26 protein-coding genes, 2 pseudogenes and 1 riboswitch are annotated in these 24,471 nt (G+C 69.0%); of the genes and pseudogenes, 15 read left to right on the forward strand and 13 right to left on the reverse strand.

What is annotated here, in order from left to right; all coding sequences use genetic code 11:
* Positions 1–972, reverse strand: a complete 972-nt coding sequence (locus OHB23_RS06260; protein WP_027506227.1) for a glutamate ABC transporter substrate-binding protein — start codon at positions 970–972, stop codon at positions 1–3.
* Positions 972–2,282, reverse strand: a complete 1,311-nt coding sequence (locus OHB23_RS06265) for a hypothetical protein (protein ID WP_051613449.1) — start codon at positions 2,280–2,282, stop codon at positions 972–974. Before OHB23_RS06265 ends, OHB23_RS06260 begins: the two co-directional genes overlap by 1 nt.
* Positions 2,283–2,400: 118 nt before the next feature.
* On the opposite strand from OHB23_RS06265, the gene OHB23_RS06270 reads away from it, so the two are divergent.
* Positions 2,401–3,093, forward strand: a complete 693-nt coding sequence (locus tag OHB23_RS06270) for an NUDIX hydrolase (protein WP_056441389.1) — start codon at positions 2,401–2,403, stop codon at positions 3,091–3,093.
* A gap of 3 nt (positions 3,094–3,096) precedes the next feature.
* Here the strand turns inward: OHB23_RS06270 and thiE are convergent, their stop codons facing one another.
* Positions 3,097–3,780, reverse strand: a complete 684-nt coding sequence (gene thiE, locus OHB23_RS06275; protein ID WP_328811126.1) for a thiamine phosphate synthase — start codon at positions 3,778–3,780, stop codon at positions 3,097–3,099.
* A 165-nt stretch (positions 3,781–3,945) separates the two neighbouring features.
* A riboswitch (TPP riboswitch) is annotated at positions 3,946–4,053 on the forward strand.
* On the opposite strand from thiE, the gene thiO reads away from it, so the two are divergent.
* The 7 genes from thiO to OHB23_RS06310 all read left to right on the forward strand — a co-directional run bounded on the left by thiO (position 4,046) and on the right by OHB23_RS06310 (position 10,325).
* Entirely contained in the window at positions 4,046–5,140 is a 1,095-nt protein-coding gene (thiO, locus tag OHB23_RS06280) for a glycine oxidase ThiO (protein WP_027506231.1), read from the forward strand. Its footprint overlaps the riboswitch before it by 8 nt.
* Positions 5,141–5,149: 9 nt before the next feature.
* Positions 5,150–5,356 carry a sulfur carrier protein ThiS gene (thiS, locus tag OHB23_RS06285; RefSeq protein ID WP_027506232.1) on the forward strand — a complete coding sequence of 69 codons (207 nt, stop codon included), beginning with the start codon at positions 5,150–5,152 and terminating at the stop codon, positions 5,354–5,356.
* Positions 5,349–6,107 carry a thiazole synthase gene (locus OHB23_RS06290; protein ID WP_027506233.1) on the forward strand — a complete coding sequence of 253 codons (759 nt, stop codon included), beginning with the start codon at positions 5,349–5,351 and terminating at the stop codon, positions 6,105–6,107. The genes thiS and OHB23_RS06290 overlap by 8 nt, the downstream gene beginning before the upstream one ends.
* A 102-nt stretch (positions 6,108–6,209) precedes the next feature.
* On the forward strand, positions 6,210–7,163 hold the full coding sequence (locus OHB23_RS06295) for an ABC transporter ATP-binding protein (RefSeq protein ID WP_222638009.1): 954 nt from the start codon (positions 6,210–6,212) through the stop codon (positions 7,161–7,163).
* A complete protein-coding gene (locus tag OHB23_RS06300) occupies positions 7,160–7,954 on the forward strand; it encodes an ABC transporter permease (protein ID WP_307097280.1) in 795 nt (264 codons plus the stop codon). The genes OHB23_RS06295 and OHB23_RS06300 overlap by 4 nt, the downstream gene beginning before the upstream one ends.
* Before the next feature lie 25 nt (positions 7,955–7,979).
* Positions 7,980–9,464: a M28 family peptidase gene (locus tag OHB23_RS06305; protein WP_328811127.1), complete on the forward strand. Its 1,485-nt coding sequence runs from the start codon at positions 7,980–7,982 to the stop codon at positions 9,462–9,464.
* Positions 9,465–9,506: 42 nt separating this feature from the next.
* Complete coding sequence (locus tag OHB23_RS06310; protein ID WP_197027813.1) at positions 9,507–10,325, forward strand: adenylate/guanylate cyclase domain-containing protein; 819 nt, start codon at positions 9,507–9,509, stop codon at positions 10,323–10,325.
* Here the strand turns inward: OHB23_RS06310 and thiD are convergent.
* Complete coding sequence (gene thiD, locus OHB23_RS06315) at positions 10,287–11,141, reverse strand: bifunctional hydroxymethylpyrimidine kinase/phosphomethylpyrimidine kinase (RefSeq protein WP_027506237.1); 855 nt, start codon at positions 11,139–11,141, stop codon at positions 10,287–10,289. The genes OHB23_RS06310 and thiD overlap by 39 nt on opposite strands.
* A gap of 210 nt (positions 11,142–11,351) precedes the next feature.
* Here thiD and OHB23_RS06320 point away from each other — a divergent pair, with 210 nt between their 5' ends.
* Together OHB23_RS06320 and OHB23_RS06325 are read left to right on the forward strand one after the other, a co-directional pair.
* A complete protein-coding gene (locus OHB23_RS06320; RefSeq protein WP_056442260.1) occupies positions 11,352–11,678 on the forward strand; it encodes a GNAT family N-acetyltransferase in 327 nt (108 codons plus the stop codon).
* An 87-nt stretch (positions 11,679–11,765) separates the two neighbouring features.
* A complete protein-coding gene (locus tag OHB23_RS06325) occupies positions 11,766–12,146 on the forward strand; it encodes a GNAT family N-acetyltransferase (protein ID WP_051613451.1) in 381 nt (126 codons plus the stop codon).
* Here the strand turns inward: OHB23_RS06325 and OHB23_RS06330 are convergent.
* From OHB23_RS06330 to OHB23_RS06340, 3 genes and pseudogenes are all read right to left on the reverse strand, one after another.
* Positions 12,053–12,886, reverse strand: a complete 834-nt coding sequence (locus OHB23_RS06330; protein WP_222638011.1) for an exodeoxyribonuclease III — start codon at positions 12,884–12,886, stop codon at positions 12,053–12,055. The two genes, OHB23_RS06325 and OHB23_RS06330, sit on opposite strands and share 94 nt — an antisense overlap.
* 154 nt (positions 12,887–13,040) lie before the next feature.
* Positions 13,041–13,895: pseudogene (locus OHB23_RS06335) on the reverse strand (N-acetylglutamate synthase, CG3035 family); the annotation flags it as partial.
* Entirely contained in the window at positions 13,823–14,419 is a 597-nt protein-coding gene (locus OHB23_RS06340; protein WP_027506240.1) for a peptide deformylase, read from the reverse strand. The gene OHB23_RS06340 and the pseudogene OHB23_RS06335, both read right to left, overlap by 73 nt.
* A gap of 271 nt (positions 14,420–14,690) precedes the next feature.
* Here OHB23_RS06340 and OHB23_RS06345 point away from each other — a divergent pair, with 271 nt between their 5' ends.
* From OHB23_RS06345 to OHB23_RS06360, 4 genes are all read left to right on the forward strand, one after another.
* Positions 14,691–14,999 (forward strand): DUF3263 domain-containing protein, encoded by a 309-nt coding sequence (locus OHB23_RS06345; RefSeq protein WP_027506241.1) that lies wholly within the window; start codon positions 14,691–14,693, stop codon positions 14,997–14,999.
* 129 nt (positions 15,000–15,128) lie between these two features.
* Positions 15,129–15,605, forward strand: a complete 477-nt coding sequence (locus OHB23_RS06350) for a LytR C-terminal domain-containing protein (RefSeq protein ID WP_222632640.1) — start codon at positions 15,129–15,131, stop codon at positions 15,603–15,605.
* A gap of 47 nt (positions 15,606–15,652) precedes the next feature.
* Positions 15,653–16,384 (forward strand): superoxide dismutase[Cu-Zn], encoded by a 732-nt coding sequence (gene sodC, locus OHB23_RS06355; RefSeq protein WP_027506243.1) that lies wholly within the window; start codon positions 15,653–15,655, stop codon positions 16,382–16,384.
* A 41-nt stretch (positions 16,385–16,425) separates the two neighbouring features.
* Positions 16,426–17,541, forward strand: a complete 1,116-nt coding sequence (locus tag OHB23_RS06360; protein ID WP_037186102.1) for a glutamate--cysteine ligase — start codon at positions 16,426–16,428, stop codon at positions 17,539–17,541.
* 15 nt (positions 17,542–17,556) lie between these two features.
* Here the strand turns inward: OHB23_RS06360 and mnhG are convergent, their stop codons facing one another.
* From mnhG to OHB23_RS06390, 6 genes and pseudogenes are all read right to left on the reverse strand, one after another.
* Positions 17,557–17,904: a monovalent cation/H(+) antiporter subunit G gene (mnhG, locus tag OHB23_RS06365; protein ID WP_204869188.1), complete on the reverse strand. Its 348-nt coding sequence runs from the start codon at positions 17,902–17,904 to the stop codon at positions 17,557–17,559.
* 95 nt (positions 17,905–17,999) lie between these two features.
* Positions 18,000–18,251: pseudogene (locus OHB23_RS06370) on the reverse strand (monovalent cation/H+ antiporter complex subunit F); the annotation flags it as partial.
* Positions 18,248–18,880: a Na+/H+ antiporter subunit E gene (locus OHB23_RS06375; RefSeq protein WP_328811129.1), complete on the reverse strand. Its 633-nt coding sequence runs from the start codon at positions 18,878–18,880 to the stop codon at positions 18,248–18,250. The pseudogene OHB23_RS06370 and the gene OHB23_RS06375, both read right to left, overlap by 4 nt.
* Positions 18,881–18,885: 5 nt before the next feature.
* Entirely contained in the window at positions 18,886–20,526 is a 1,641-nt protein-coding gene (locus OHB23_RS06380) for a Na+/H+ antiporter subunit D (RefSeq protein ID WP_328811130.1), read from the reverse strand.
* Complete coding sequence (locus tag OHB23_RS06385; protein WP_328811131.1) at positions 20,523–21,092, reverse strand: Na(+)/H(+) antiporter subunit C; 570 nt, start codon at positions 21,090–21,092, stop codon at positions 20,523–20,525. Before OHB23_RS06385 ends, OHB23_RS06380 begins: the two co-directional genes overlap by 4 nt.
* Positions 21,089–23,914, reverse strand: coding sequence for a Na+/H+ antiporter subunit A (locus OHB23_RS06390; RefSeq protein ID WP_328811132.1), 2,826 nt, complete (start codon positions 23,912–23,914; stop codon positions 21,089–21,091). Before OHB23_RS06390 ends, OHB23_RS06385 begins: the two co-directional genes overlap by 4 nt.
* Positions 23,915–24,049: 135 nt before the next feature.
* Here OHB23_RS06390 and OHB23_RS06395 point away from each other — a divergent pair, with 135 nt between their 5' ends.
* Positions 24,050–24,460: an NUDIX hydrolase gene (locus OHB23_RS06395; protein WP_328811133.1), complete on the forward strand. Its 411-nt coding sequence runs from the start codon at positions 24,050–24,052 to the stop codon at positions 24,458–24,460.
* The last annotated feature ends 11 nt before the right edge of the window (positions 24,461–24,471 follow it).

A 24,471-nucleotide genomic window follows, 5' to 3' on the forward strand; every position in this document is an offset into this window, starting at 1 on the left:
TCAGCCGTTGTAGACGGGAAAGGGCGCGCCGGGAGACGGGCCGAGGACGGACAACCACTGGGTGTAGATGCGGTTCCAGGTGCCGTCGCCGCGAATGCGTTCGAGCGTCCTGTTGACGACGCGCACGAGGTCGTCGTGACCCAGCGTCACGCCGATCCCGTACGGCTCCGCGGCGATGGAGAACCCGACGATCTCCAGGTACGGATCCTGGGCGGCGAGTCCGGCGAGGATCGCGTCGTCGGTGCTGACGGCGTCGACACCGCCCTGCTGCAGCACCACGAGACAGTCCGCCCAGCTGGGCACGCTGACGATCTGGGCACTGGGCTGCAGACGCTGGATGCGCAGCAACGACGTGGTGCCCGCCGCGGCGCACACGCGCCGACCGCCGAGGTCACCGACACCCGTGATGCCCGAGCCCTTGACGGCCAGAACCCGTTGATCCGCCTGGTAGTACACGGTGGAGAAGGTCACCCGTTCGCGCCGGGCACACGTGATGGTCATGGTCTTGACGACGATGTCGACCTCGCCCTCGGCCAGGGCGTCGATCCGCTCGGCGGACGCGAGGATGCGGTACTCCAGCCGGTCCGGGTCCCCGAACAGATCGCGGGCGACCTCGCGGGCGATGTCGACGTCGAAGCCGACGATCTCACCGCTCACGGGATCGCGGAAGCTGAACAGATTGCTGCCGGTGTCCAGCCCGACGACGAGGCGCCCGCGGGCGCGGATCGCGTCGACGTTCGGAGCGGGTACGGGTGCGCCGTCGGGCGCGGCGTAGTTGGGCCGCAGGCTCGCACGGGGGTCGCCGCAGTCCTCCGCCGGTGGCATCGGTGCGCCCGGGGTGACGCCGGTGGCCCCGTCGGGCAGCGGTTCGGCGACAGTGGCGCGGTCCGGCGCCTCCGGCACCGGCGTGGTGTCCGCGCAGCCGGTCAGGACGAGGATGAGCGCGGCGGCGATCACGGCCGCGCGGCGCATCACAGGTACTCCCGGATACGCGACCACATACCGCCCACGACGGCGAGCACGGCCAGGCCGCACACGATGCCGGTGCCCACGGTGAGGCCGGCCAGCACGCCCGACGCACGCTGGACGTCGTCTCGCAGGGACGCGCGGGACGCCTCGATCTCCTCGACGAGAGCCGAGTCGAGCCGACCGAACACGTCGCTGGAGTCGCCGGCAGCCGTTCCGGTGGCGATGGTGACCGCCGTGTCGAAGTCGCCGACGTCCAGCGAGGCGTTCATCCGGTCGTGCGAGCTGGTCCAGAGCGACACCAGCGCACGGGCGTCGTCCATCCGGGGACTGTGCGTGTCGTCGTCGTGCGCGAGTGTGCCGAGGGTGTCGGCGAGGCCGGACACCGCGTCGGAGTACGACTTCTCGTAGTCGGCGAAGCCGCCGCGCCGCGTCATGCCGATGGTCTCGTCGGCGCGAGCCTGCTGGGCGAGGATCCGGCTGGTGGTGAGCAGGTCCAGGGGCTCCGCGCCGCGCACCAGAGCGCGGTCGGTGGCGGTCGAGGAGATGAGCCCCGCGACGAGCATCCAGCCGAGCAGCAGTACGACGCCCACCGTGGCACCCGCGAAACCGACGTTGACGGTGCGCTTGGTCTTCCGGCTCAGGAACATCTGCGCGCCGACGAGCACGAGCACGGTGATGCCCAGCACGACGAACGCCGACCAGGGTGGTGTCGCGAACTGGCGCTGCGCATCCGACACGTCACCGGACTTCTCCGCGTGCAGTTCCTCGGCCCACGGCAGGATCGTGTTCTGCATGAGGGTCGACGCCTCGGCCAGATACGCGGAACCCACCGGATTGCCGACGCGGTTGTTCGTCCGCGCGGTCTCGATGATGCCGGCGTACAGCGGCAGGTTCGTGGAGATCGTCGCCAGCAGTTGCCGCGACGTCGCGTCGTCGCTCGCGAGTCCGGTGGACGCGCGGACCACCTCGCCCGCCGCCGCTCCGAGCGAGTCCGTGTACCGACCACGGACGTCACCGGGTTCCAGACCGCCCGAGAGGAAGGCCGTCGCCGCCGTCGCGTCCGCGACCGACAGCTGCACGTACAGGTTCTGCGCCGCATCGGACAAAGGCTCGGTGCGCGCGAGCAGAAGTTCGAGGGTGCGCTGGCGGTCCGACACCGACAGCGTCGTCACGAGAGCGGTGGTCACGAGCGTCGCGACCACCAGCAGACCCACCGCCAACAGCCGGACGGGAGTGGAACGGAGGAACTCCGACCGTTCGGAGCGGGTGTCGACGGGCGCGCGCAGAGTCAGCGCACTCGTCTGCTGTGACACCTCGACCCCTTCCCGCGCGATCGGTCGCCCTCATGTCCGGATTCGAGCATAGGCCCACCGTGGTCCGAGCACAGGCAACGCGAGGAGCAATAAGGTGGGGGAATGCGGACGGTGAACCATGCGCGGTGACGGGGACGGCTGGGTCTTCAGCAGCGACGGGAGCCGGCACTGGGGACGACACGGCGCGGCCGGTCTGCTGTTGCGGGCTCCGACCGGGTCGGCGGGCTCCGTGGTGTTGCTGCAGCACCGTGCGGCCTGGAGTCATCAGGGCGGGACGTGGGCGCTGCCCGGTGGTGCCAGGGACAGTCACGAGAGCGCCGTCCACGCGGCCGTACGCGAGGCCGGCGAGGAGGCGGGCATCACCGACGACCTGCTGACCGTGCGGGACGAGCACGTCACCAAGGTCGAGGACTCGGGGTGGTCCTACACCACTGTGATCGCCGATGCGGAGCGCGAACTCGACACGGTTCCCAACGGTGAGAGCACCGAACTGCGCTGGGTCGCCGAGCACGAGGTGGACTCGCTGCCGCTGCACCCCGCCTTCGCCGAGAGTTGGCCGTCGCTGCGCACCGTGCCCGTCCGCGCCGTCCTGGCCGCCGACGCCCCCGACGACCTCCCGGCGCGCACCGTACGACTCGCCGTCGGCAGCTTCGGGTGGATCGTCGACACCGTGCGGGCCGAGAACGTGGACGCGGCGCTCGCCGCCGTCCGGAACGACACCGACCTGCGCGTCGTCGTCGTGACGGCCGACGACGCAGTGCGCTCGGCGGTTCCCGCCGACGTCACCGTCCTGTCGCCGGACGGACTCTGACGGTCAGACCGACGGCAGCAGATCGAGCAGTCGACGGGCCGCCGCCTCGGGGTCGCGAGCCTGCGTGATCGCCCGCACCACCGCGATGCGGGACGCGCCCGCCTCGAGCGCCTGCGCGACGTTGTTCTCCTCGACCCCGCCGATGACGAACCACGGCCGGGTGGGATGCGATTCGGCGACCTCACGCACGACGTCCAGGCCCGCGGCCGAACGGTTCGGCTTGGTGGGAGTCGCCCACACCGGTCCCGTGGCGAAGTAGTCGACGCCGTCCTCGATGTCGGCGAGCGTGGCCTGTGCCCGGTTCTGCGTGGAGCGCCCGATGACGACGTCCGGGCCCACGATGCGGCGCGCGTAGTGCACCGGCAGATCGTTCTGGCCGAGGTGCAGCACGTCGGCGCCCGAGGCGAGCGCCAGATCGGCACGATCGTTGACGGCCATCAGCGCGCCGTGACGGCGGCACGCGGCGGAGATGACCGCGAAAGCGGCGAGCTCGTCCTTCGCCTCGATGGCGCCGTACTTCTTCTCGCCCGCCGACCCCTTGTCGCGGAGCTGCACGATGTCGACGCCCCCGGACAGCGCCGCGTCCACGAACTTGGCCAGGTCGCCGGTGTCTCGGCGGGCGTCGGTGCAGAGGTACAGACGAGCGGTGGCGAGCCGCTCGCGGGCGGTGGTCCTCGAAGTCGTCACGAGTGTGAATGTAGTACCACCCAGTACTGCGGGAAGGCCGGAGGCCGGTCGGGTGGTGGCGGGAAGGCCGGAGGCCGGTCGGGTGATGGCGGGAAGGCCGGAGGCCGGTCGGGTGATGGCGGGAAGGCCGGAGGCCGGTCGGGTCATCAGCCGGTTAGGGTGAAGGGGAACGAACACGGGAGTCCCGGACGGGGCTGAGAGTGGGCGAGGCCGCCCAGACCGTAACCACCTGACCCGGGTCATGCCGGCGGAGGAAGTGAGTTTCATGCAGCGATCCGTCTCCGTCGTGGGCGGTGGGGTGATCGGCCTCTTCTGCGCCCGCGCCGCCGCGGCGGCGGGATGGTCCGTCACCCTGCACGACCCGACGTTCGGTGCACGCGCTGTCGGCGACGGCGCCGCCAGCTGGGTGGCGGGCGGCATGCTCGCGCCGCTGTCCGAGGGCTGGCCCGGCGAACACGCACTCCTGGCACTCGGTTCCGCGTCGCTGCGGCGGTGGCACGATCCGGTGCTGCGCGCGGACCTGGAGGGTCGGGGCGTCGTCGTGTCGAGTGGATCGTTGACCGTCGCGTTCGACTCGGCCGACGCTGCGGACCTGCGCACTGTCGCCGACTGGGTGGGTGCGCAGGGCCACGATCTCGAGATCCTCTCGCGCAGCGAGGTGCGCACCCTGGAGCCGTCACTCTCGCCGCGCGTTCGTCTGGGCCTGTCGGCGCCGGGGGAGTTGTCGGTGGACAACCGGGCGTTGGTGCTCGCGTTGGAGTCCGCGGTCCGCGACCGGGGAGTGCGGATCGAGCGTGCTCCCGTCACCGACCTCGACGCGCTCGCCACCGATCGTGTGGTGGTCGCCGCGGGGTGGTCGACGTCCCGTCTGCTGCCGGACGTCCCGGTGCGGCCGGTGAAGGGCGAGATCCTGCGCCTGCGTGCGCGCCCCGGCTCGGCGAGCGCGCCGACGCGTACCGTCCGCGCGAGCGTCAACGGTCGCGCGGTGTACCTGGTCCCCCGTGGCGACGGTCTGGTGGTCGGTGCGACGCAGTACGAGCACGGTGACGACACCGCCGTGACCGTCGCCGGCGTCCGCGACCTCCTCGCGGACGCCGAGGCCGTGTTCCCGGCCGTCGGTGACTACGAGTTGGCGGAGACGGCGGCGGGCCTGCGGCCGGGGAGCCCCGACAACATCCCCGTGGTCGGGCGGTGGGACGACCGCGTGATCGTCGCCGCCGGGCACGGTCGCAACGGGGTGCTGCTCGCGCCCGTCACGGCGGACGCCGTGGTGGCAGAACTGGAGGGCGAGCCGTTGACGGAAGCGGCATGCGCTCTCCCCGAACGGTTTTCGAGTCTCACGCGGACTCGGGCACGGTAGGAGACGAACATGACCGCAGTGGGTGTCACCGTCAACGGTGCGGATCACGACCTCGAGCCCGGCACGACGGTGCAGGACATGCTGACCCAGCTGGGTCTTCCCGAGAAGGGCATCGCCGTGGCGGTGGACGGAATCGTGCTGCCGCGCTCGCGGTGGGGCGAGGACGTGGGCCGCGGCTGGACCATCGAGGTGCTGACGGCGGTGCAGGGTGGCTGATCAGCTGACCATCGCCGACCGTACCTTCACCTCTCGCCTGATCATGGGGACCGGGGGCGCTGCCAACCTCGCGGTGCTGGAGGAGGCCCTCGTCGCATCGGGGACGGAACTCACCACCGTCGCCCTGCGCCGCGTCGACGCCTCGGGCGGCACCGGGGTGCTCGATCTCCTCACGCGCCTCGGCATCGCCCTGCTGCCCAACACGGCGGGATGTCGCGGCGCCGCCGAGGCCGTGCTCACCGCGCAGTTGGCACGAGAGGCGCTGGAGACCGACTGGATCAAGCTCGAGGTGATCGCGGACGAGCGGACCCTCCTGCCCGACGCCATCGAGCTGGTGCGCGCCGCGGAGCAACTCGTCGACGACGATTTCGTCGTGTTGCCCTACACCACCGACGATCCGGTGCTCGCGCGTCGCCTCGAGGACGTGGGGTGCGCAGCGGTCATGCCGCTCGGATCGCCCATCGGGACGGGGCTGGGCATCGCGAATCCGCACAACATAGAGATGATCACCTCGGCCGCAGGGGTTCCCGTGGTGCTCGACGCCGGCATCGGCACGGCGAGCGACGCGGCACTCGCCATGGAGCTGGGGTGCTCGGCGGTGCTGCTCGCCACCGCGGTGACACGCGCTCGTGATCCGCGAATGATGGCCTCCGCCATGGCCGATGCGGTGCGCGGCGGACGATCGGCGGCGCTGGCGGGCCGGATCCCGAAACGGTTCTGGGCGCAGGCGTCCTCGCCCGACGTCGACTGACCACCCCGGGGGCGGCTCAGGGTCGCGTCATCCCTTCGGATGACCCGGGTCGAGACCCGGGAGCGATGTGGTCGGTGGTCCCGCTCGGGCATCCTGATGCACATGATCGAAGTGACAGGTTTGACCAAACAGTTCGGCGCGAAGAAAGCCGTGGACGATCTCTCCTTCACGGTGCGCCCGGGTATCGTGACGGGCTTCCTCGGCCCCAACGGTGCCGGCAAGTCCACCACGATGCGGATGATCCTCGGGCTCGATCAGCCCACGTCCGGAACGGCACTCATCGAGGGTCGGCCCTACCGTGAGCTGAAGAATCCCATTCGCACCGTCGGCGCTCTGCTCGACGCGAAGTGGGTGCACCCCAACAGATCCGCGCGCGCTCACCTGCAGTGGATGGCGGCCTCCAACGGCATCGCCTCGTCCCGCGTCGACGAGGTGCTCCGCCTCGTCGGTCTGTCCGAGGTGGCCAAGCAGAAGGCCGGCGGGTTCTCCCTCGGCATGTCGCAGCGACTCGGTCTGGCCGGTGCGTTGCTCGGTGACCCAAAGGTCCTGATGTTCGACGAGCCGGTCAACGGACTCGATCCCGAGGGCATCGTCTGGATCCGCAAGTTCATGCAGCGCCTCGCCGCCGAGGGGCGGACCGTGCTGGTGTCCTCGCACCTGCTCTCCGAGATGGCGCTCACCGCAGAGCAACTGATCGTCATCGGCCGCGGTCGGCTCATCTCGGACTCGTCCGTGCAGGAGTTCGTCGACCGCGCCTCGGAGGCGTCGGTCCGCGTCCGCAGCCCCCAGCTCGACGCCCTGCGCAGCGCGCTCACGTCGGCAGGTCTGACGGTCAAGGAGCCCAGCAGCCTCGATCAGGTGCATCCGACTCTCGTGGTGGCCGAGTCCACCACGGAGGCGATCGGCGAGATCGCCGCGCGCCACAACATCGTCCTGCACGAGCTGGCGTCCCAGCACGGTTCGCTCGAGGACGCGTTCATGAAACTCACCGGTGACGACGTGCAGTACCACGGCGCCGGTACCGACAACAACGCGATGGGAGGGGCACTGCGATGAGTGTGCTTGCAGCGGAACGAATCAAACTCACCTCGACGAAGTCGCCGTGGTGGTGCACCGTCATCATCGTGGCGCTCGGGCTGGGTATCGGTGCCGTCATCGGCATCACGGCCAAGTCGACGGTCACCACCGTGCAGAACGACATCGCCGCCGGAAACGACCCCGGCTTCGAGCCGTACCTGCCGACCCTCGCGGACGCCGTCGCCGGCGTCAGCGGGTTCGGCGTTCTCGTGCTCATGATTCTCGCGGCGCTGTCGATCACCAGCGAGTATCGCTTCGGCATCATCCGGACCACGTTCCAGGCCATCCCCAGCCGCGCCTCGGTACTCGGCGTGAAGGCACTGCTCATCGGCGTCTTCGGTGCGGTGTTGTCCCTGGTGCTCACGCTGGGCGCGTTCTACATCGCGAAGGCCGCGGCCGGTCCCGATGCGGGCGCCGCACTCGTGCTCGAGGGTTCGGACGCGTGGCGTGCCATCTACGGTGTCCCGATCTACGCCTTCCTGTGCGTCGTCCTCGCCGTGGGAGTCGGTGCGCTGCTGCGACAGTCGGCCGCCGCGATCGCACTGCTGCTCCTGTGGCCGCTGTTGATCGAGTCGCTGTTCAACCTGTTCGGCAGCATCGGGCGCGACATCATGCCCTTCCTCCCGTTCATGAACGCGAACAACTTCCTCGGCTCGCCCGGCGGAGTGGAGTACCACTGGGGACCGTGGGGCAGCCTGGCCTACTTCGCGGCCTTCGTCGCCGTCGTCTTCGGCGCCGCAGTGGTGGTGGTGAACAAGCGAGACGCGTGACCGCTCTTTCGTTAGGGTGACGTTCATGCGGACGACACGATCGACCCTGTCCATCGCGATCTGTGCGGCGGGAGTGCTCGCGCTGTCGTCCTGCTCCTCCGGCTCGTCCGGTGAGGAAGCCACCCCGTCCGAGGAACCCGTGGCCGCACCGGTCACGGGTTCCTCGCTGTCCGAGGCCGTCACCCTCGACGCGGTGGTGAGCCACCTGCAGGAGCTCTCCGACATCGCCGACGCGCACGACGGGAATCGCGCCGCCGGCACCGCCGGATACGACGCCAGCGTCGACTACGTGGCCGGCGCACTGCGGGACGCGGGCTTCGACGTCGAGACGCCCGAGTTCTCGTTCGACAGCTACACCCTCGACTCGGTGGCGCTGCGCGCTGCCGACCGCGACGTGCCGGTGAGCGCGTTCACGTACTCACCGGCCACGCCCGCCGGTGGGGTCTCCGGTCCGATCGTGGCAGCACCTGCCGACGACTCACCCGGCTGCGAGGCCACCGACTACGACGGCCTCACGCTGACCGGCGCGGTCGCTCTGGTCCCGCGCGGGGTGTGCTCTTTCGCGCAGAAGGGGCAGATCGCCGCCGAGCGCGGCGCCGCCGCGATCATCGTGTCCAACAACGAGGACGGTCCGCTCGACGCCGGCACGCTCGGCGCGAAGGAGGATGCCCGCATCCCGTCGGTGGGTGTCAGCCGCGAGGACGGTGCCGCTCTGGCCGCGGCCCCGACCACCGCGCAGATCACGCTCGCCGCGGAGACCGAGACCACGACCAGCCGCAACATTCTCGCGCAGACCACGACGGGATCCACCGAGAACGTCGTCATGGCGGGAGCGCATCTCGACTCGGTCCCCGAGGGCCCGGGCATCAACGACAACGGCACCGGTACCGCCGCTGTGCTCGAGTCCGCTCTGCAGATGGGTGGCTCGCCGGACGTGACCAACGCCGTGCGGTTCGGGTTCTGGGGCGCGGAGGAACTCGGTCTGGTCGGATCCACGAAGTACGTCGAGGGACTGTCCGACGAGGACAAGGCCGCGATCGCGCTCTACCTGAACTTCGACATGGTCGGGTCGAACAACGCCGGCTACCTCGTCTACGACGGAGACGACTCGGATCAGGTCGGCGAGCCTGCCGGCCCCACCGGCTCGGACGCGATCGAGCGAGTCTTCGAGGAGCAGCTCACGACGCAGGACGCCGACGGCACCGACTTCGACGGGCGCTCGGACTACGGCCCCTTCATCGAGGTCGGCATCCCCTCGGGCGGCGTCTTCAGCGGCGCGGACGACGTGAAGACCGAGGAGCAGGCCGCGCGCTGGGGCGGGACGGCGAACGAGCCCTTCGACCCGAATTACCACACCGCCGAGGACACGCTCGAGAACGTCGACCGGGAGGCTCTCGGCATCAACTCGAAGGCCGTCGCCTACGGCATCGGCACGTACGCCGAGTCGGTGACGGGCCCGAACGGCGTCCCCGTGGGTGCCGATCGAGACGCTGCCCGTCAGGCCGAGTGACGTTTACTGTCACTCGGAGTAACGACAAGATAAGGTCGAGCGGTGAAGATCAGCGCAGGTGACGCCGCCCGTCGGGCCGCCGACGCTGCCCGCACCGTCAACCGGACGCCGCGGGTGGTCGAACTGGTCCGCCGCGTACGCGGAGTGCTGCCCGGTGATCCGTCGTTCGGCGATCCGCTCTCGACGGCCGGACCCGGAGCCGCGCGCATGGTCGCGCGGGTCACCGACCGGCTGCAGGGCGACGCTCCCGGCGCCTCGAAGGAACTCTCGCTGGGCGCGCTGCAGGTGTGGCAGGCGGTGCTCGAACGCGCGGGTCGCGGGCGGGGCGAGCGCGAGGTCACCATCGTCTTCACCGATCTCGTCGGTTTCTCCACGTGGTCGCTGTCCGCCGGTGACGCCACCACGCTGGTGCTGCTCAAGCAGGTGGCCCGTGCGGTCGAGCGGCCGATGCTCGATCGCGGCGGTCACATCGTCAAACGCCTGGGGGACGGGCTGATGGCCGTCTTCCCCAGCGCGGACAACGCGGTGCGGGCCGTCTTCGAGGCGCAGACTGCTCTGGCGCGTGTCGACGTGAACGGCTACACCCCGCGGATGCGCGTCGGCATCCACACCGGCTGTCCGCGCGCCGTCGGGTCGGACTGGCTCGGCGTCGACGTCACCGTGGCCGCGCGCGTCATGCAGACCGGTGCCGACGGCAACGTCATGATCTCGAACGCCGCGCTGGATCTGGTGTCACCCGAGGTGCTGGACACCGTCGGGCTGGCCACCAAGCCCTACCGGCGCGGGTTGTTCTCGCCGAAGCTGACCGGTGTTCCCGAGGATCTACGCATCAGCCGACTGGTGCAGTCGCCAGAGCGGTGAGACCGGGCCGTGCCCGTGGCCGAGGTCGTACGCGGCCTCGAGCGACTTCGTGACCCACTCCTTCGCGAACTCGAACGCGTCCGGCACCGCGTAGCCGTGGGCGAGGGCGCACGCCAGCGCTGCGGCGAGGGTGTCGCCGCCGCCGTGATCGTTGCCCGTGTCGATACGAGGGTTCGTGAACTCGAGCATCCGCTCACCGTCGAAGAGCAGATCGGTGCTCGACGACGAGGTCCGCAGGTGCCCACCCTTGACGACGGCCCACTGGGCGCCGAGAGCGTGCAGTGCCTCGGCGGCCCGTCGCGCCGTCACCTCGTCCTCGACGTCGATCCCGGTGAGCAGTCGGACCTCGTCGAGGTTGGGCGTGACGATCGTGGCGAGGGGAATGAGTCTGGTGCGCAGCGCATCCAGAGCATCGGCGTGCAGGAGGGAATCGCCGTGCATCGACGCCGAGACCGGGTCCACGACGAGCGGTACCGAGCCACCGCGGCCGATCCCGACCTCGGTGCACACGTCGGTGACGGCCTCGATGATGGCGGTGGACGCCAGCATGCCGGTCTTGGCCGCGCCGATGCCGATGTCCGACACCACCGTTCGCACCTGGTCGGCCACCACGGCGGGTGGGATCTCGTGAAAACCGCTGACTCCCACCGTGTTCTGCACCGTCACGGCGGCGACCGCGACGCAGGCATGCAGTCCGCACAGAGCGATGGTGCGCGAGTCGGCCTGGATTCCGGCGCCGCCGCCGGAGTCGGTGCCGGCGATGGTGAGGACGCGCAGTGGCGTCGTCCCGGAAGGTGCCAGAGGCAGCGTTGTCACACGCCGAACTGTACTCGAGCGCTTTTCCCGTGAGTTCGCCACATATTCACCGGCTCCCCCGGCGAAGACGCGAATCCTGTGCAATAGTGGTCTACGTCACATGCACCCATGTGATGCACACGACCGCGGCGACGAGGCTGCTCGTGTCCCGCCCCGCGCCCGGGTTCGCACAGGAACCGGGTGAGCCCCACGGCCGCCAGGAGAAGAATGATGCTGTCGGATGCGCCCGTCACCGATGTGACAGACAACCCGCACCAGAACCGGTTCGAGCTCCGGCTCAACGGTGACCTCGTCGGGATCGTCGGGTACTTCCCCGTCGACTCCGTCGGACGCGGTGCGCGTCGTCAGCCCGTCGTCAGCTTCATGCACGCCGTCATCACCGAGGACTTCGGGCATCGCGGCCTCGCCGCCATCATGGTCCGCAACTCCCTCGACGCTGCTCGCGGCTACGGCTGGAAGGTGAAGCCGGTCTGCACCTACGTGCAGCGCTTCGTCGCCGAGAACCCCGAGTACCGCGACATGGTGACCGCCGACTGATCTCGACACCGTGACGACTTCGTCGCGATTGCGCATCAACAGTCACAGGAACACCATCCGTCACAACATCGGTGATGAACTGTTGTCATGGACACCAGTCTTGTGTCGGACGATCCGAGCAACTCGCGCTTCGTCCTGACCGTCGGCGATGCGCTCGTCGGCATCCTCGCGTACGAGGTCGCCCCCGACAGCGACACGGTCGTGCTCCAGCACACCGTCGTCAAGGAGGAGTTCGGCGACCACGGGTGGGCAGCGGTCCTCGTGCGCGGCGCCCTCGACATCCTGCGTATCGGTGACCTGTCGATCTGGCCCCAGTGTTCCTACGTGCGTCGATTCATCGGCGCGAACATCGAGTACCTCGACATGGTGGCCGATCAGGCCCCGGCCGGCTCGGTCACCGCGGCGTCCCCGCCCAGCTCGACGACGACCGGCGCGTGGTCGCTGGCGCCCTTCCCCTTACGCTCCTGACGATCGATCGAGGCGTCGGTGACCTGCGCCGCGAGTGCGGGTGAGGCCAGTACGAAGTCGATGCGGAGCCCTTCGCGGCGCGGGAAACGCAGCTGCGTGTAGTCCCAGTAGGTGTAGACACCGGGGCCGGGGGTGAACGGTCGCACCACGTCCGCGAATCCTTCGTCGACGATGGCTCGGAACGCGTCGCGCTCCGGTCCCGAGGTGTGCGTGCGGCCCTCGAACAGCGCCGGGTCCCAGACGTCGTCGTCGGTGGGGGCCACGTTCCAGTCACCGACCAACGCGATGCGTGCCTGCGGATCGGCGGCGAGCCACGACCGGGCGTCGTCGCGCAGGGTCGCGAGCCAGTCGAGCTTGTAGCGGTAGTGCGGGTCCTCGAGGGACCGTCCGTTGGGGACGTACAGGCTCCAGACGCGTACGCCCCCGCAGGTCGCGCCGATGGCCCGGGCCTCGTCGGCGGGCGGGACCTCCGGGTCCTTGCTGAACCCCGGCTGGTTCTCGAACCCGATCTGCACGTCGTCGAGCCCGACGCGTGACGCGATGGCGACACCGTTCCACTGACTCGTGCCCACGTGCGCGACCTGGTACCCGATGTCGGTGAAACGCTGGTACGGGAACTGATCGTCCTTGCACTTCGTCTCTTGAATCGCGAGAACGTCGACGTCGGAGCGCTCGAGCCAGTCGACGATGCGGTCGACTCGCGAGCGGACGGAGTTCACGTTCCAGGTAGCCAGGCGCACGGTGAGCGACCCTAGCCCGGGGCGGTGACACCCTCCGGGCTCGCGTAGCGGTAGCGATGATGCTCCGTGAAGCCGAGGCGCTCGTACAGCGATCGCGCCTCGCCTCGTCGTTGTCCACCTCGACCTGGACGTAGGCGTGCGTCGCGCCGTGGTCGGCACCCCACCGCATCGCTTCGGCACACACCGCGGACCCGTGACCGCGCCGACGCTCGTCGGGTCGAGTGGCCACCGCGGTGATGCCGACCCAGCGTCGTCCGGTCGGCGATGCGGTGACGGCAGCGCGGGCGACCGCGGTGTCGCCTCGTCGGAGAAAGGTCACGACACCGTCGTGGACCGCGGTGAGGAGGTCCGGACGATGCCGGTAGCGGGGATGGTGCGCCAGCCATCGGTCGTCGGGCGCGGCGATGCGCTCGGTGTCCGTGTCCGTGTCCGGCCCGGTCGACGACGGGATCGGCAGCGTCAGCACCAGTGCCTCGGCCGACAGGCTCCATCCCGCCGGCGCCCCGAGAAGTCGGTCCGGCAACGACAGCGAGGGTTGCAGGTCCCGGTCGCGGTACCAGGCGGCGACGGCCGGCAGGTCGACGGCGGACGCGTCGGGACGCAGGGGGCTCGCCGAATTGCCTCGTCGGGTCACGCCGGCGCCGGCGCGGAGCAGCCATCCACCGATCCACTCCTGCTCGAGGCCCGGCCACGCATCGGCCGCCGCACTCTCGAGACCGCGGATCTCCGAATTGCGGACGGGCCGAGGTGCCAACGCCTTGAGTGCGACGATGCGCTCGGCCGGCACGGTCACCGGGTCGCCGGACTCCGGCTGCACGGTCACCGCGGTGCCGGACGCCGCGAGGATGCCGATCACGTCGGTGAACGGCGGGGTCGACCCGTCCGGCAGGCGGTACCGCAGCACCACCCGCGAGCCCGGAACCGGGGCGTCCCGAGTCACTCGTCGTCGTCGTGGCCGAACGGATCCGCGACGGTGCCGGGGATCCAGCTCAGCCCGGGTACGCCCCACCCGTTCTTCTTGATGGCCTTCTTCGCCGCCCGCGCGTTGCGTCCGACCAGCACGTCGACGTAGAGGAAACCGTCGAGGTGGCCCACCTCGTGCTGCAGCATGCGCGCGAAGAAACCGTGCCCCTCGATGTCGACGGGCTCACCCTTCGCATCGGTTCCGGTGACACGCGCCCACTCGGCCCGACCCGTCGGGTGCTGCTCGCCGGGAACCGAGAGGCACCCCTCGTCGTCGTCGTCCGGATCGGGCATCGTCTCGGGAATCTCCGACGTCTCGAGAACCGGGTTGATCACCTCGCCGCGGCGGCGCGTCACCGTGCCGTCCTCGCTGTGGTCGGGGCAGTCGTAGATGAACAGTCGGAGCGGTTCACCCACCTGGTTGGCGGCCAGTCCGACACCCTTGGCGGCCTCGAGCGTGTCGTACATGTCCGCGATCAACGTCTCGAGTTCCGCGGGCGACGCCGTGACCTGCTGGGTGGGGGTGTGCAGCACCGGGTCACCGACGATACGGATGGGGAGAATTGCCATGGTCCAGAAGGATACTGCCCGCCCGGTGGACGATTTCTGGTCCGGTCGGCCGGGCCGAGACGCGCCGCGGTGTCGCCGCATCCCGGAGCCCGGTCCGTGGTTAGATTGGCGGCGAACGACACGGATGTGATTCACCGCCGTGCGCGGACCTCTTCGGGTCCGGGGGACGCGCGAGAACACGGTCACGGCCGGGTTCACACGGCACAGCCCGAGGTCGACGGCAGAGCTCGCGAGACGCGATGCCGAGGGCGGCACAGACGACAGGAGTGAGATGGACAGCGCTGCAGCGCGAAGTCACGGGCGAGCCGACGGGGCCGACGAGCCGAGTGACGGACTCTCCCGCCGGGAACACGACATTCTCTCGTTCGAGCGCCAATGGTGGAAGTACGCCGGCGCGAAGGAAGAAGCGATCAAGGAACTGTTCGACATGTCGGCGACCCGCTACTACCAGGTGCTCAACGCCCTGGTGGACAAGCCGGAGGCGCTGGCCGCGGACCCGATGCTCGTGAAGCGCCTGCGACGTCTGCGCGCGAGCCGGCAGAAGGCACGCGCTGCGCGTCGACTCGGCTTCGAGATCTGACGGGTGTCGTCCCGCGCCGCCCCGGGTCACCCGGTTCGGCCGAGTCGCTAGGCTCGCAGCGTGACTGATCAGACCCCCGCGAGCACTCCGACCCCGGACTCGTCCGGCCCACCGTTGCGAGCGCTGGCCATGGTTCTGCTGTCGCTGGCCGTCGTCTTCGCAGGTCTCGGCTTCTTCTCCCTCACGGGCTCGGACGAGGACACGCCCACCTCCACCGCAGCGGCCGTGACCACCACCGCCGCTGCCGCAGCACCCGCCGCGCCGCAGTCCGACGCGAGCGCCGGGTCGGCCGCCACGACGACGACCAGTGCGCCGTCCTCCACCACGGCCGCGGCACAGTCGTTGCGCGTCCTCAACAACAGCAATGTCAGCGGACTGGCCGCCGAGGTGGCGCAGACGCTCGAGTCGGCCGGTTTCACGGTCGGCGAGACCGGCAACTACAGCAGCGGCACCATCGCGGCCTCCACGGTCTACTACGACCCGTCGGTGTCCGGTCAGCAGGCCGAGGCCGAACGCATCGCGACCACACTGGGCTTCGGTGTCGAACCACGTTTCGAGGGCATCGAGTCCTCCACGCCCGGCATCATCGTCATCGTCACCGGGTGACTAGAGTTCAGGTCAGCACGTCCCCACACATCTAGGAGACCTTCACCATGGCCAGCTGGAAGCGCAGCCGAGTCGCACCTCGCACCCTCGTCGTGGCGCCTCTCGCCGCAGTAGCCCTGTTCGGCATGGTGGCCTGCAGCAACGGCGAGGAAGCCAGCGACGTCGCCGGCACGACTCCGCCCGTCTTCACCAGCTCCGCCGCACCCGCGGGTTCCGAGCACGGCGAGGAGTCCCACAGCGCGGGCGGCGAGGGTTCCGAGGGCGGGGGCTCGGCGACCGAGGCCGCAATGACCGGCGACCTGCGCAGCCCCGAGGGCGAGACCATGGGCACGGTCTCCTTCGCCGAGGTCGACGGGCACCTCGAGGTCACCGTCGAGGCAGAGGGTCTGACCCCCGGCTTCCACGGCCTGCACATGCATCAGAACCCCGTGTGCGAGCCCGATTCGGTCGCTCCCACAGGCGGCGAGCCCGGCGCATTCCTGTCCGCCGGCGGTCACCTGCAGGTGAACGGCAACACCGGCCATCCGGCCAGCGGCGACCTGACCTCGCTGCAGGTGCGTGAGGACGGCACCGCCGACCTCACGACGACGACCGACTCGGTCACGCTCGACGACCTGCGCGGCGGCGTAGCCGTCATCGTCCACTCGGGCGCCGACAACTTCGCCAACATCCCGACGCGCTACACGCTGCCCGACGGCCAGCCCGTTCCCGACGCGACGACCCTCAGCACGGGCGACGCCGGCAGCCGCGTCGCCTGCGCGGTCGTCGAGTCCGAGTAGACGGGCACGTCCCCCTGAAGAACGAGTCGAGATCGACCACGGTGCCGTTCGCCGGGTCGGAGCGTCCGACCATCGGCGTCGAGTGGGAGATCGCGCTCGTCGACCGCGTGTCGCGGGATCTGTCGAACACCGCGTCCGAGGTGATGGACGGCGTCGTGGAACTCGCTGGAGCGCACACTCCGCGCGTGACGAAGGAACTCCTGCGCAACACGGTCGAGTTGGTGACCGACATCTGCGACACCGTCGGTGAAGCGATCGACGATCTGAGCGAGTCGCTGGATCTGGTGCGCCGCGCCGCGGATCCGTTGGGAGTCGACCTGTTCTGCGCCGGGACACACCCGTTCGCCGAGTGGTCGTCGCAACAGCTCACCGCGGCCCCGCACTACGACGAGCTGATCGAGCGCACACAGTGGTGGGGTCGGCAGATGCTGATCTGGGGCGTCCACGTCCACGTCGGACTCCGCTCGGCCGACCGGGTCTTCCCGATTCTCAACTCGATCCTGCTGCAGTACCCGCACCTGCTCGCGCTGTCCGCGTCGTCCCCGATGTGGGCCGGGTCGGACACCGGCTACGCCAGCAACCGCGCGCTCATGTTCCAGCAGCTCCCCACCGCGGGACTGCCGTTCCAGTTCGAGACCTGGTCGCAGTTCGAGGGTTTCGTGCACGACCAGATGAAGACCGGCGTCATCTCGCAGCTCGGCGGCATGCACTGGGACATCCGTCCCGTGCCGCGGCTCGGCACCATCGAGATCAGAGTGTGCGACGGGGTGTCCACCAAGCGTGAGCTCGGTGCCCTGGTCGCCCTGATCCACTGCCTCGTGGTGTATCTCGACGAACGGCTCGATGCCGGCGAGCCGTTGCTCACGATCCCGCCGTGGCACGTGCAGGAGAACAAGTGGCGCGCCGCGCGGTACGGGCTGGACGCCGAGATCGTGCTCGACGCCGACAGCAACGAGCGGCTCATGACCGACGACCTGTTCGACCTGCTGGAAAAGCTCACCCCGATCGCCGTACGGCTGGGGTGCGCGGACGAGCTGGGCCGCGTCGCGGACATCCCGCGCCAGGGTGCGTCGTATCAGCGTCAGCGTGCCGTGGCGGAGAGGTCGGGGGGCGACCTCATCGCCGTCGTCGACTCGCTCATCTCCGAACTCCGCTGACCAGAACGTCGCTGATCAGGCCCGGTCGTTGCGCTCGTCGTCGCGGAGATCGTCGACCATGAAGAGGTCGTCCCGGCTGCTGTGCTCGCGGTAGGCGACCTGGCCCACGGTGTGCGCGATGATCGGCGCCGTGAGCACCGTGAAGACGCCCACAAGGAAGATCATCCAGATGTCGACGTTGCCGCGCAGGCTGATGAACGCGCCGATGAGAATCAGAATCAACCCCACCACCTGAGGCTTGGTGGCGGCGTGCATGCGGGACAACGTGTCCGGGAAGCGGACGACTCCGATCGCCGCGGTGAGCGCGAGGATCGATCCCAGGATGATCATCGTTCCGCTGATGATGTCGGCGACGAGCTTCATCACTTCTCCTGCCGTCTGTCGCGGGATTCGGTGTCGCGTGGGGGATGAGGCGTGCGTGCTGCGGCAGCGGCGGCGGCCTTCCGCTTCTCCGGAGTGTCGGAGACGCGGAATCGTGCGACGCTGACGGAGCCGACGAAGCCGACGACGGACAGCGCGACGATGGACGGCACCAATGTGGTGTCCCGGCTGTAGACGGACCAGACCATGACACCGCACACCGTCAGCGCGATGATGGTGTCCACTGCCACGAGTCGGTCCAAGGAGTCGGGCCCGGCCAGCAAGCGGTACGCGGTGATCACGGCGGCCGCGAGGAGCATGACCCCCGAGATGGTGAGAACGACGGTCACGGGCGGTCCTTCTTCCGGGAGTCACCGGTCGTCTCGGAGTAATCCGCGGAGATGTCGTCGATCGTGTCGGCCACGGAGTCGACGTCACTGTCGTCCGTCGCCACGACGATGCTTGCTGGATGCCACTCGAGGTCACGCTCGAATGCGGCGATGAAGGCCGACTCGTAGGTGCGGACAATGGTGCGGAACTGGTCCACGGCATCAGGTTTGCCGACATCGAGGACGTGAATGTAGAGGACTCGATCCTCGCGGTCGATGTCCAGCACCATCGTGCCCGGAACCATGTTCAACGCGTCGACCATGAACGTGAGCACGAGATCCGACTTGATCTCCACGGGATATCGCAACACCGCGTTCACCGGCGGTGGACCGGGACGGATCGCCGCCCACGCGACCTGAACACTGGACTGAGCGGCGTAGTAGACGAGGACGACCACCAGTCGGACCACCGACAGCGGGTGCACCCGGCCCTCGACCGGAACCCTCGGCAGCGCCAGGACTGTCATCACGAAGAGTCCGACCACGATCCCGCCGAGAACGTTCGCAGCGGAGAGGTTGCCCCACAACAACACCCACACCCCGGTGAGCCACGCCAGAAGCGCAGCCTTGAGGGCTATGTCACGACCCATGACGGTCATCGTCCCCCCTCCGACGTGTCGCGTCCGTCCGCGTAGGTGACGGGATCCTCGACGGTGCCCAGAACAGCGGTGATGTAGACGTTCCGATCGCGGAGGTCCTCCGCGGCCCGATCACTGATGCCGATGAACGGGCCGGCGAAGACGGTCAGCGACAGGCCGACAGCGACCAGGCCGATCGTCGGGACGAGCATTCCCACCGGCATGCGGCCCGGGTCGACGCGCGAGTCGAAATCCACGTCGCTGGCGTTGTCCAGTAGTGCGGTCGGAGAGTCGTCGGACACGCCACCTTCCGGCGCGTCGGCGCGCGCCCGCCAGAACGCCTTGGTCCACACACGGGCCACGACGTAGAGGGTGAGGAGGCTGGTGACCGTGCCACCGGCGACCAGTATCCAGGCGAGGGAGCTCGCCTTGTCCGCGCCGGCCTGTAGTAGTGCGACCTTGCCGATGAAACCGGAGAACGGCGGAATGCCACCGAGATTGAGAGCGGGAACGAGGAACAGGATGGCCAACAACGGGCTCGCGGCAGCCAGACCGCCCAGGCGACGCAGGGACGACGATCCGGCCTGACGCTCGATGAGGCCGACGACGAGGAACAGCGTGGTCTGCACGAGGATGTGGTGCGCCACGTAGTACACGGAGCCGGACAGCCCTGCCTTGGTGGACAGCGCGACACCGAAGATCATGTAGCCGATGTGCGAGACCAGCGTGAACGAGAGCAGACGCTTGATCTCGCTCTGCGCGATCGCGCCGAAGATGCCGATCACCATGGTGAGCAACCCGGCGACGAGGAGCACGTTGTCCATCGCACCGTCCGGGAACAGCAGCGTGTGGGTGCGCATGATGGCGTACACACCCACCTTGGTGAGCAGGCCAGCGAACACAGCGGTGACCGGCGCGGGCGCTGTCGGGTACGAGTCGGGGAGCCAGGCCGACAGCGGGAAGACCGCGGCCTTGATGCCGAACGCGACGAGGAGGATCGAGAAGATCGCGAGCCGCGTGCCCTGCGGGATGTCGTCGAAACGCAGCGCGAGCTGGGCGAAGTTCAGGGTGCCCGTGGCCGCGTACGTGGCGGCGATACCCGCCAGGAAGATCATCGACGAGACGACGGAGACCATGACGTACGAGACGCCCGCTCGCACGCGTTCGGCGCTGGCGCCGAGCGTCAGCAACACGAACGATGCGACGAGCAGTACCTCGAAACCGACGTACAGGTTGAACAGATCGCCGGCCAGGAACGCATTGCTGACGCCCGCGGTGAGGGCGAGGTAGGTGGGCAGGAAGATCGAGACGGGCTGATTCGCGTCGCCGTCCCGGATGCCCTGGCCCACTGCGTAGACGATGACCGCCAGCAGGACGATGGACGACACGACGAGCATCAGCGCGGACAGCCGATCGACCACCAGCGTGATGCCCATCGGGGCCTCCCACCCGCCGACCTGCAGAGCCGTGGTGCCGTCTCGGTCGGCAAGATAGAGGAGCACGCACGAGACGGCCGTGACCGCGACGAGCGCCGCGATGGTGACCACTCGCTGAGCGCGCGGCTTGCGACCCAGGACGAGGCACAGCGCCGCAGCGAGAAGTGGTATCACGACGGGGAGGGGCGTGAGGGTCCCGATGATCGTCGGCGACAGCGTCATCGGGAGTCACCCGCCGGCGAGGAGACGTCGTCACGGTCGCGGAACTTGCCCTCGTGGAGATCCTCGTAGCACTCGAGGTCCTCACGGTTGGCGATCTGGTCGAGAGGAATCGGGTTTCCGTCCTTGTCGAAGGCGTCTCCGGCCTCGCCGGGCTCGCCGGTGATCGGATCGTCGGACTTGTCGCGGTCGGGAGCGTCCGCGAGGCTGCGACGCGTGAGGACCTTGGTGTCCTCGGGGTCGTTCTCGACGACGTCCGCGACGTTGATCGTGTACGACCGGTAGGCCAGGGCCAGCACGAAGGCGGCAATGCCCATCGTGATGACGATGGCCGTCAGGATCAACGCCTGGGCCAGCGGATCGGCGTCGCCCTCGGCGACCTCGGACACGCGTCCCACTACCGGCGGATTTCCCGGGCCGCCGCCGGCTGTGAGGATCAGGAGATTCACTCCGTTGCCGACCAGCAGCAGGCCCAGGAGCATGCGGATGATGCTGCGCTCGATCAACAGGTAGACGCCGGCGGCGATGAGTCCTGCGATGACGACGAGCATTCCGATGTTGGCGGTCACTGGCGACTCAATTCGATCTGGGCGTCGAGACGCGCGCCGAGGCTGCGGAGGACGTCGAGGACGAGGCCGACGACGATCAGGTAGACACCGAGGTCGAAGAACAGAGCGGTGACCATCTTGATGTCACCGAGAATGGGCACCGTCACTTCGAAGGTGGCCGACGAGAGAATGGGCGCCCCCAGGAAGAGGGATGCCACGGCGGTTCCGCCTGCGAACAGGAGACCGATGCCGAGAATCTTCCCGGCATCGAACGGGAGGGTCTCGCCCAGTTCGTAGCGACCACCGGCGAGGTACCGGAGCACGAGTGCGAGACCGGCGGTCAGTCCGCCTGCGAACCCGCCACCGGGGGCGTTGTGTCCGGCGAAGAAGAAGTAGATGGACAGCATCATCACCGTCGGGAACACCAGTCGGGTGGTGATCTCCAGGACCAGGACGCGGTGCCTGGGGTCGATCAGATCGCTGCCGCTGAGCCAGGTGATCTCGGATGCTGCCTGGGCGCTGTCCATCGCAGACGGTGCATCGGACACACGCGGGGCACTACCGAAGCGCCGGTTGCGGAAGACCAGACTGGCGACCCCGGTCGCGGCGACGAGCAGGACCGAGATTTCTCCGAAGGTGTCCCAGGCACGAATGTCGACGAGGATCACGTTGACGACGTTGCTGCCGTCTCCGAAGTCGTACGCCAGATCCGGGAGCAGTTCGGCGATGGGTCTGGTCGAGCGGGCATTCATCGCGTAGGCACCGACGAGCGTGACCGTGATGCCGACGAGCGCGGCCAGGGCGGCGCGGGCCGGCTTGCGACCGAACGAACGACCCTCGTCGATCTCGGCAGGCAGTTTGCGGAGCACCAGGACGAACACGACGAGCGTCAAGGTCTCGACGAGGAACTGTGTCAACGCCAGGTCCGGCGCACCGTGGACCGCGAAGATCAGACCGCAGCCGTAGCCGGTGACACCGACGAGCAGCACCGCCGCGAGTCGGTTGCGCATGATCGTGGCGCCGATGGCCGCCGCGACCATGATGCCGCCCACGATGATCTGGTACGGCGAGTCCGCGAGACGGATGTCGACGCCGTCGCGGGTGTAGACGATCAGCGAGATCAGCGGAAACAGTGCCAACGTCGCGAGAACTGTCGCCAGAGTGCCGGGGAGCGAACCGCGCTGGGTGGTTCCGGTGAGGCGCAGCGACAGCAGGTCCATCAGGTAGAGGACGCGGTCGTACACCCGGTCGGCGTTCAGCGGCACGGCCGGGACCGTCCGCGCGATCGCCTTGTGCACCCGGTAGAGCAGGACGCCGACCAGGATGACGACGACGGTCAGACCCAGCGGGAGGTTGACGCCGTGCCACAGCGCGAGGTGGTAGTCCTCCGCGCCGTAGGACGGCAGGGTCTTGCTGTACGGCGCGATCAGGGTGTCGACGACCGGCGCGGCGAGGCCGGCCACCAGTCCGAGGACGGCGAGCAGCACGGGCGGGAAGAGGAAGAACCATCCCGGTGCGTGCATCGAGGCGACGGCGGCGCTGGGCTGCCGCAGCTTCTTGCGACCGAAGGCGCCCCACACGAAGCGCAGGCTGTAGGCGACGGTCAGGATCGAGCCGACGACCATCGCGGCCAGCACCAGCGCAGACGAGAGCGGACCCATCGCGTCCGAGTCGAGCGTCGACTCGAACGCGGTCTCCTTGCCGATGAAACCGAGGAACGGCGGAAGGCCCGCCATGCTCGCCGCTGCGATCACGGCCGTCGCGGCGAGAACGGGTGACCGGTCCCCGAGATGCGCGAGCTTGCGCACGTCTCGGGTGCCGGTCGAGTGGTCGATGATGCCCACCACCATGAACAGCGCGGCCTTGAAGAAGCCGTGGGCGAGGACCATCGCGAGGCCCGCGAGCATCGCCGTCCGCGAACCGATGCCGACGATGGCGACGAGGAAGCCGAGCTGGCTCACCGTGCCGAAGGCGAGCACGAGCTTGAGGTCGTATGCACGCAGTGCGCGGTAGCCGCCGACGAGCATCGACGCCAGACCGAGCGTGAGGATGGTGAAGCGCCAGGGCCCGGCGTCGGCGAAGCCCGGTGCGAGACGCGCCACCAGGTAGATGCCGGCCTTGACCATCGCCGCGGCGTGCAGGTACCCGCTGACGGGTGTCGGCGCGGCCATGGCGCCGGGCAACCAGAAGTGCAGAGGAACGATGGCCGACTTGCTCAGCGCACCGACCAGGACCAGGACCAGGGCGGTGCCCGCCAACCAGCCGCGCGGAGCCGCCTCGATGACGTCGGAGAGGTTGTAGCTGCCCACCATCTGGCCCAGCACGATGATGCCGACCAGCATGGCGAGACCGCCGGCCGTGGTGACCAGCAGAGCCTGCGTCGCGGCACGTCGACTCGAGGCGCGCTCGGCGTAGTGCCCCACCAACAGGAACGACAGCACCGTCGTCAGTTCCCAGAAGATGTAGAGCATCAGCATGTTGTCGCTGGTGACCAGCGCGAACATGACTCCGGCGAACGCGACGAGCTCCGCGGCGAAGATGCCCAGACGGGGCTCGTCGTCCTCGAAGTAGCGAGCGCAGTAGAGCAGGATCAGTGCGCCGATGCCGAGCACCAGCGTGGACATGACCGCGGCCAGGGAATCGAAGCGCAGATCGATGTTCATGGAGAGTCCGGGGACCCACTCGATGGACAGTCGCTGCTCGGTGTTCCAGTTCGCGGCCACCCACACGAGCGAGGCGGCCGGCACCGCGGCGAGCGGAAGAAAAGCCTGTCGTCCCCACAGACGCACGAGAAGCGGCGCGATCAGCGCGGCCACCGTGTGGGCAACGAGAATGGAAAGCAAGAGGCACTCCGTCGTGGACGTCGGGGCGGCGGGGTGTCGGACGCACGAGACGTCGTCCACTCCATACTACCGGTGCGGGTCCACGCCCTCTCGGTCAGCGATACCCACCCCCGGTACGGGTATGGTCACCGGGCGATGACCGAACCACTGCGCACCGCCGCCCTCGCCCTCGTCCGTGACGGCCGGATGCTGCAGGCCCGGTCGGTCGGCAAGCGTGCGTTCTACATGGTCGGCGGCAAGATCGATCCCGGTGAGACACCACTCCAGGCGCTGCACCGCGAGGTGCGAGAGGAACTGGGCGTCGACGTCGTCGAGTCGTCGGTGCACCTGCTGTGCGTGGTCGAGTGCCCGGCGTTCGGCGACCCCCTCGGCCGTGATCTGCACATGACGTGCTTCTCCGCCGACCTCACCGGCGAACCTCGGGCCACCAGCGAGATCGCTGATCTGCGGTGGTTCACCGTCGCCGAGTACGCCGCCATGCCGGACGTCGCGCCGGGATCGATGCGTGTCTTCCGGCACCTCCGGGCGCAGGGCCTGGTGATCTGAGGAACCCGTGC

The organism is Rhodococcus sp. NBC_00294 (genome assembly GCF_036163995.1).
Lineage (GTDB): Bacteria > Actinomycetota > Actinomycetes > Mycobacteriales > Mycobacteriaceae > Rhodococcoides.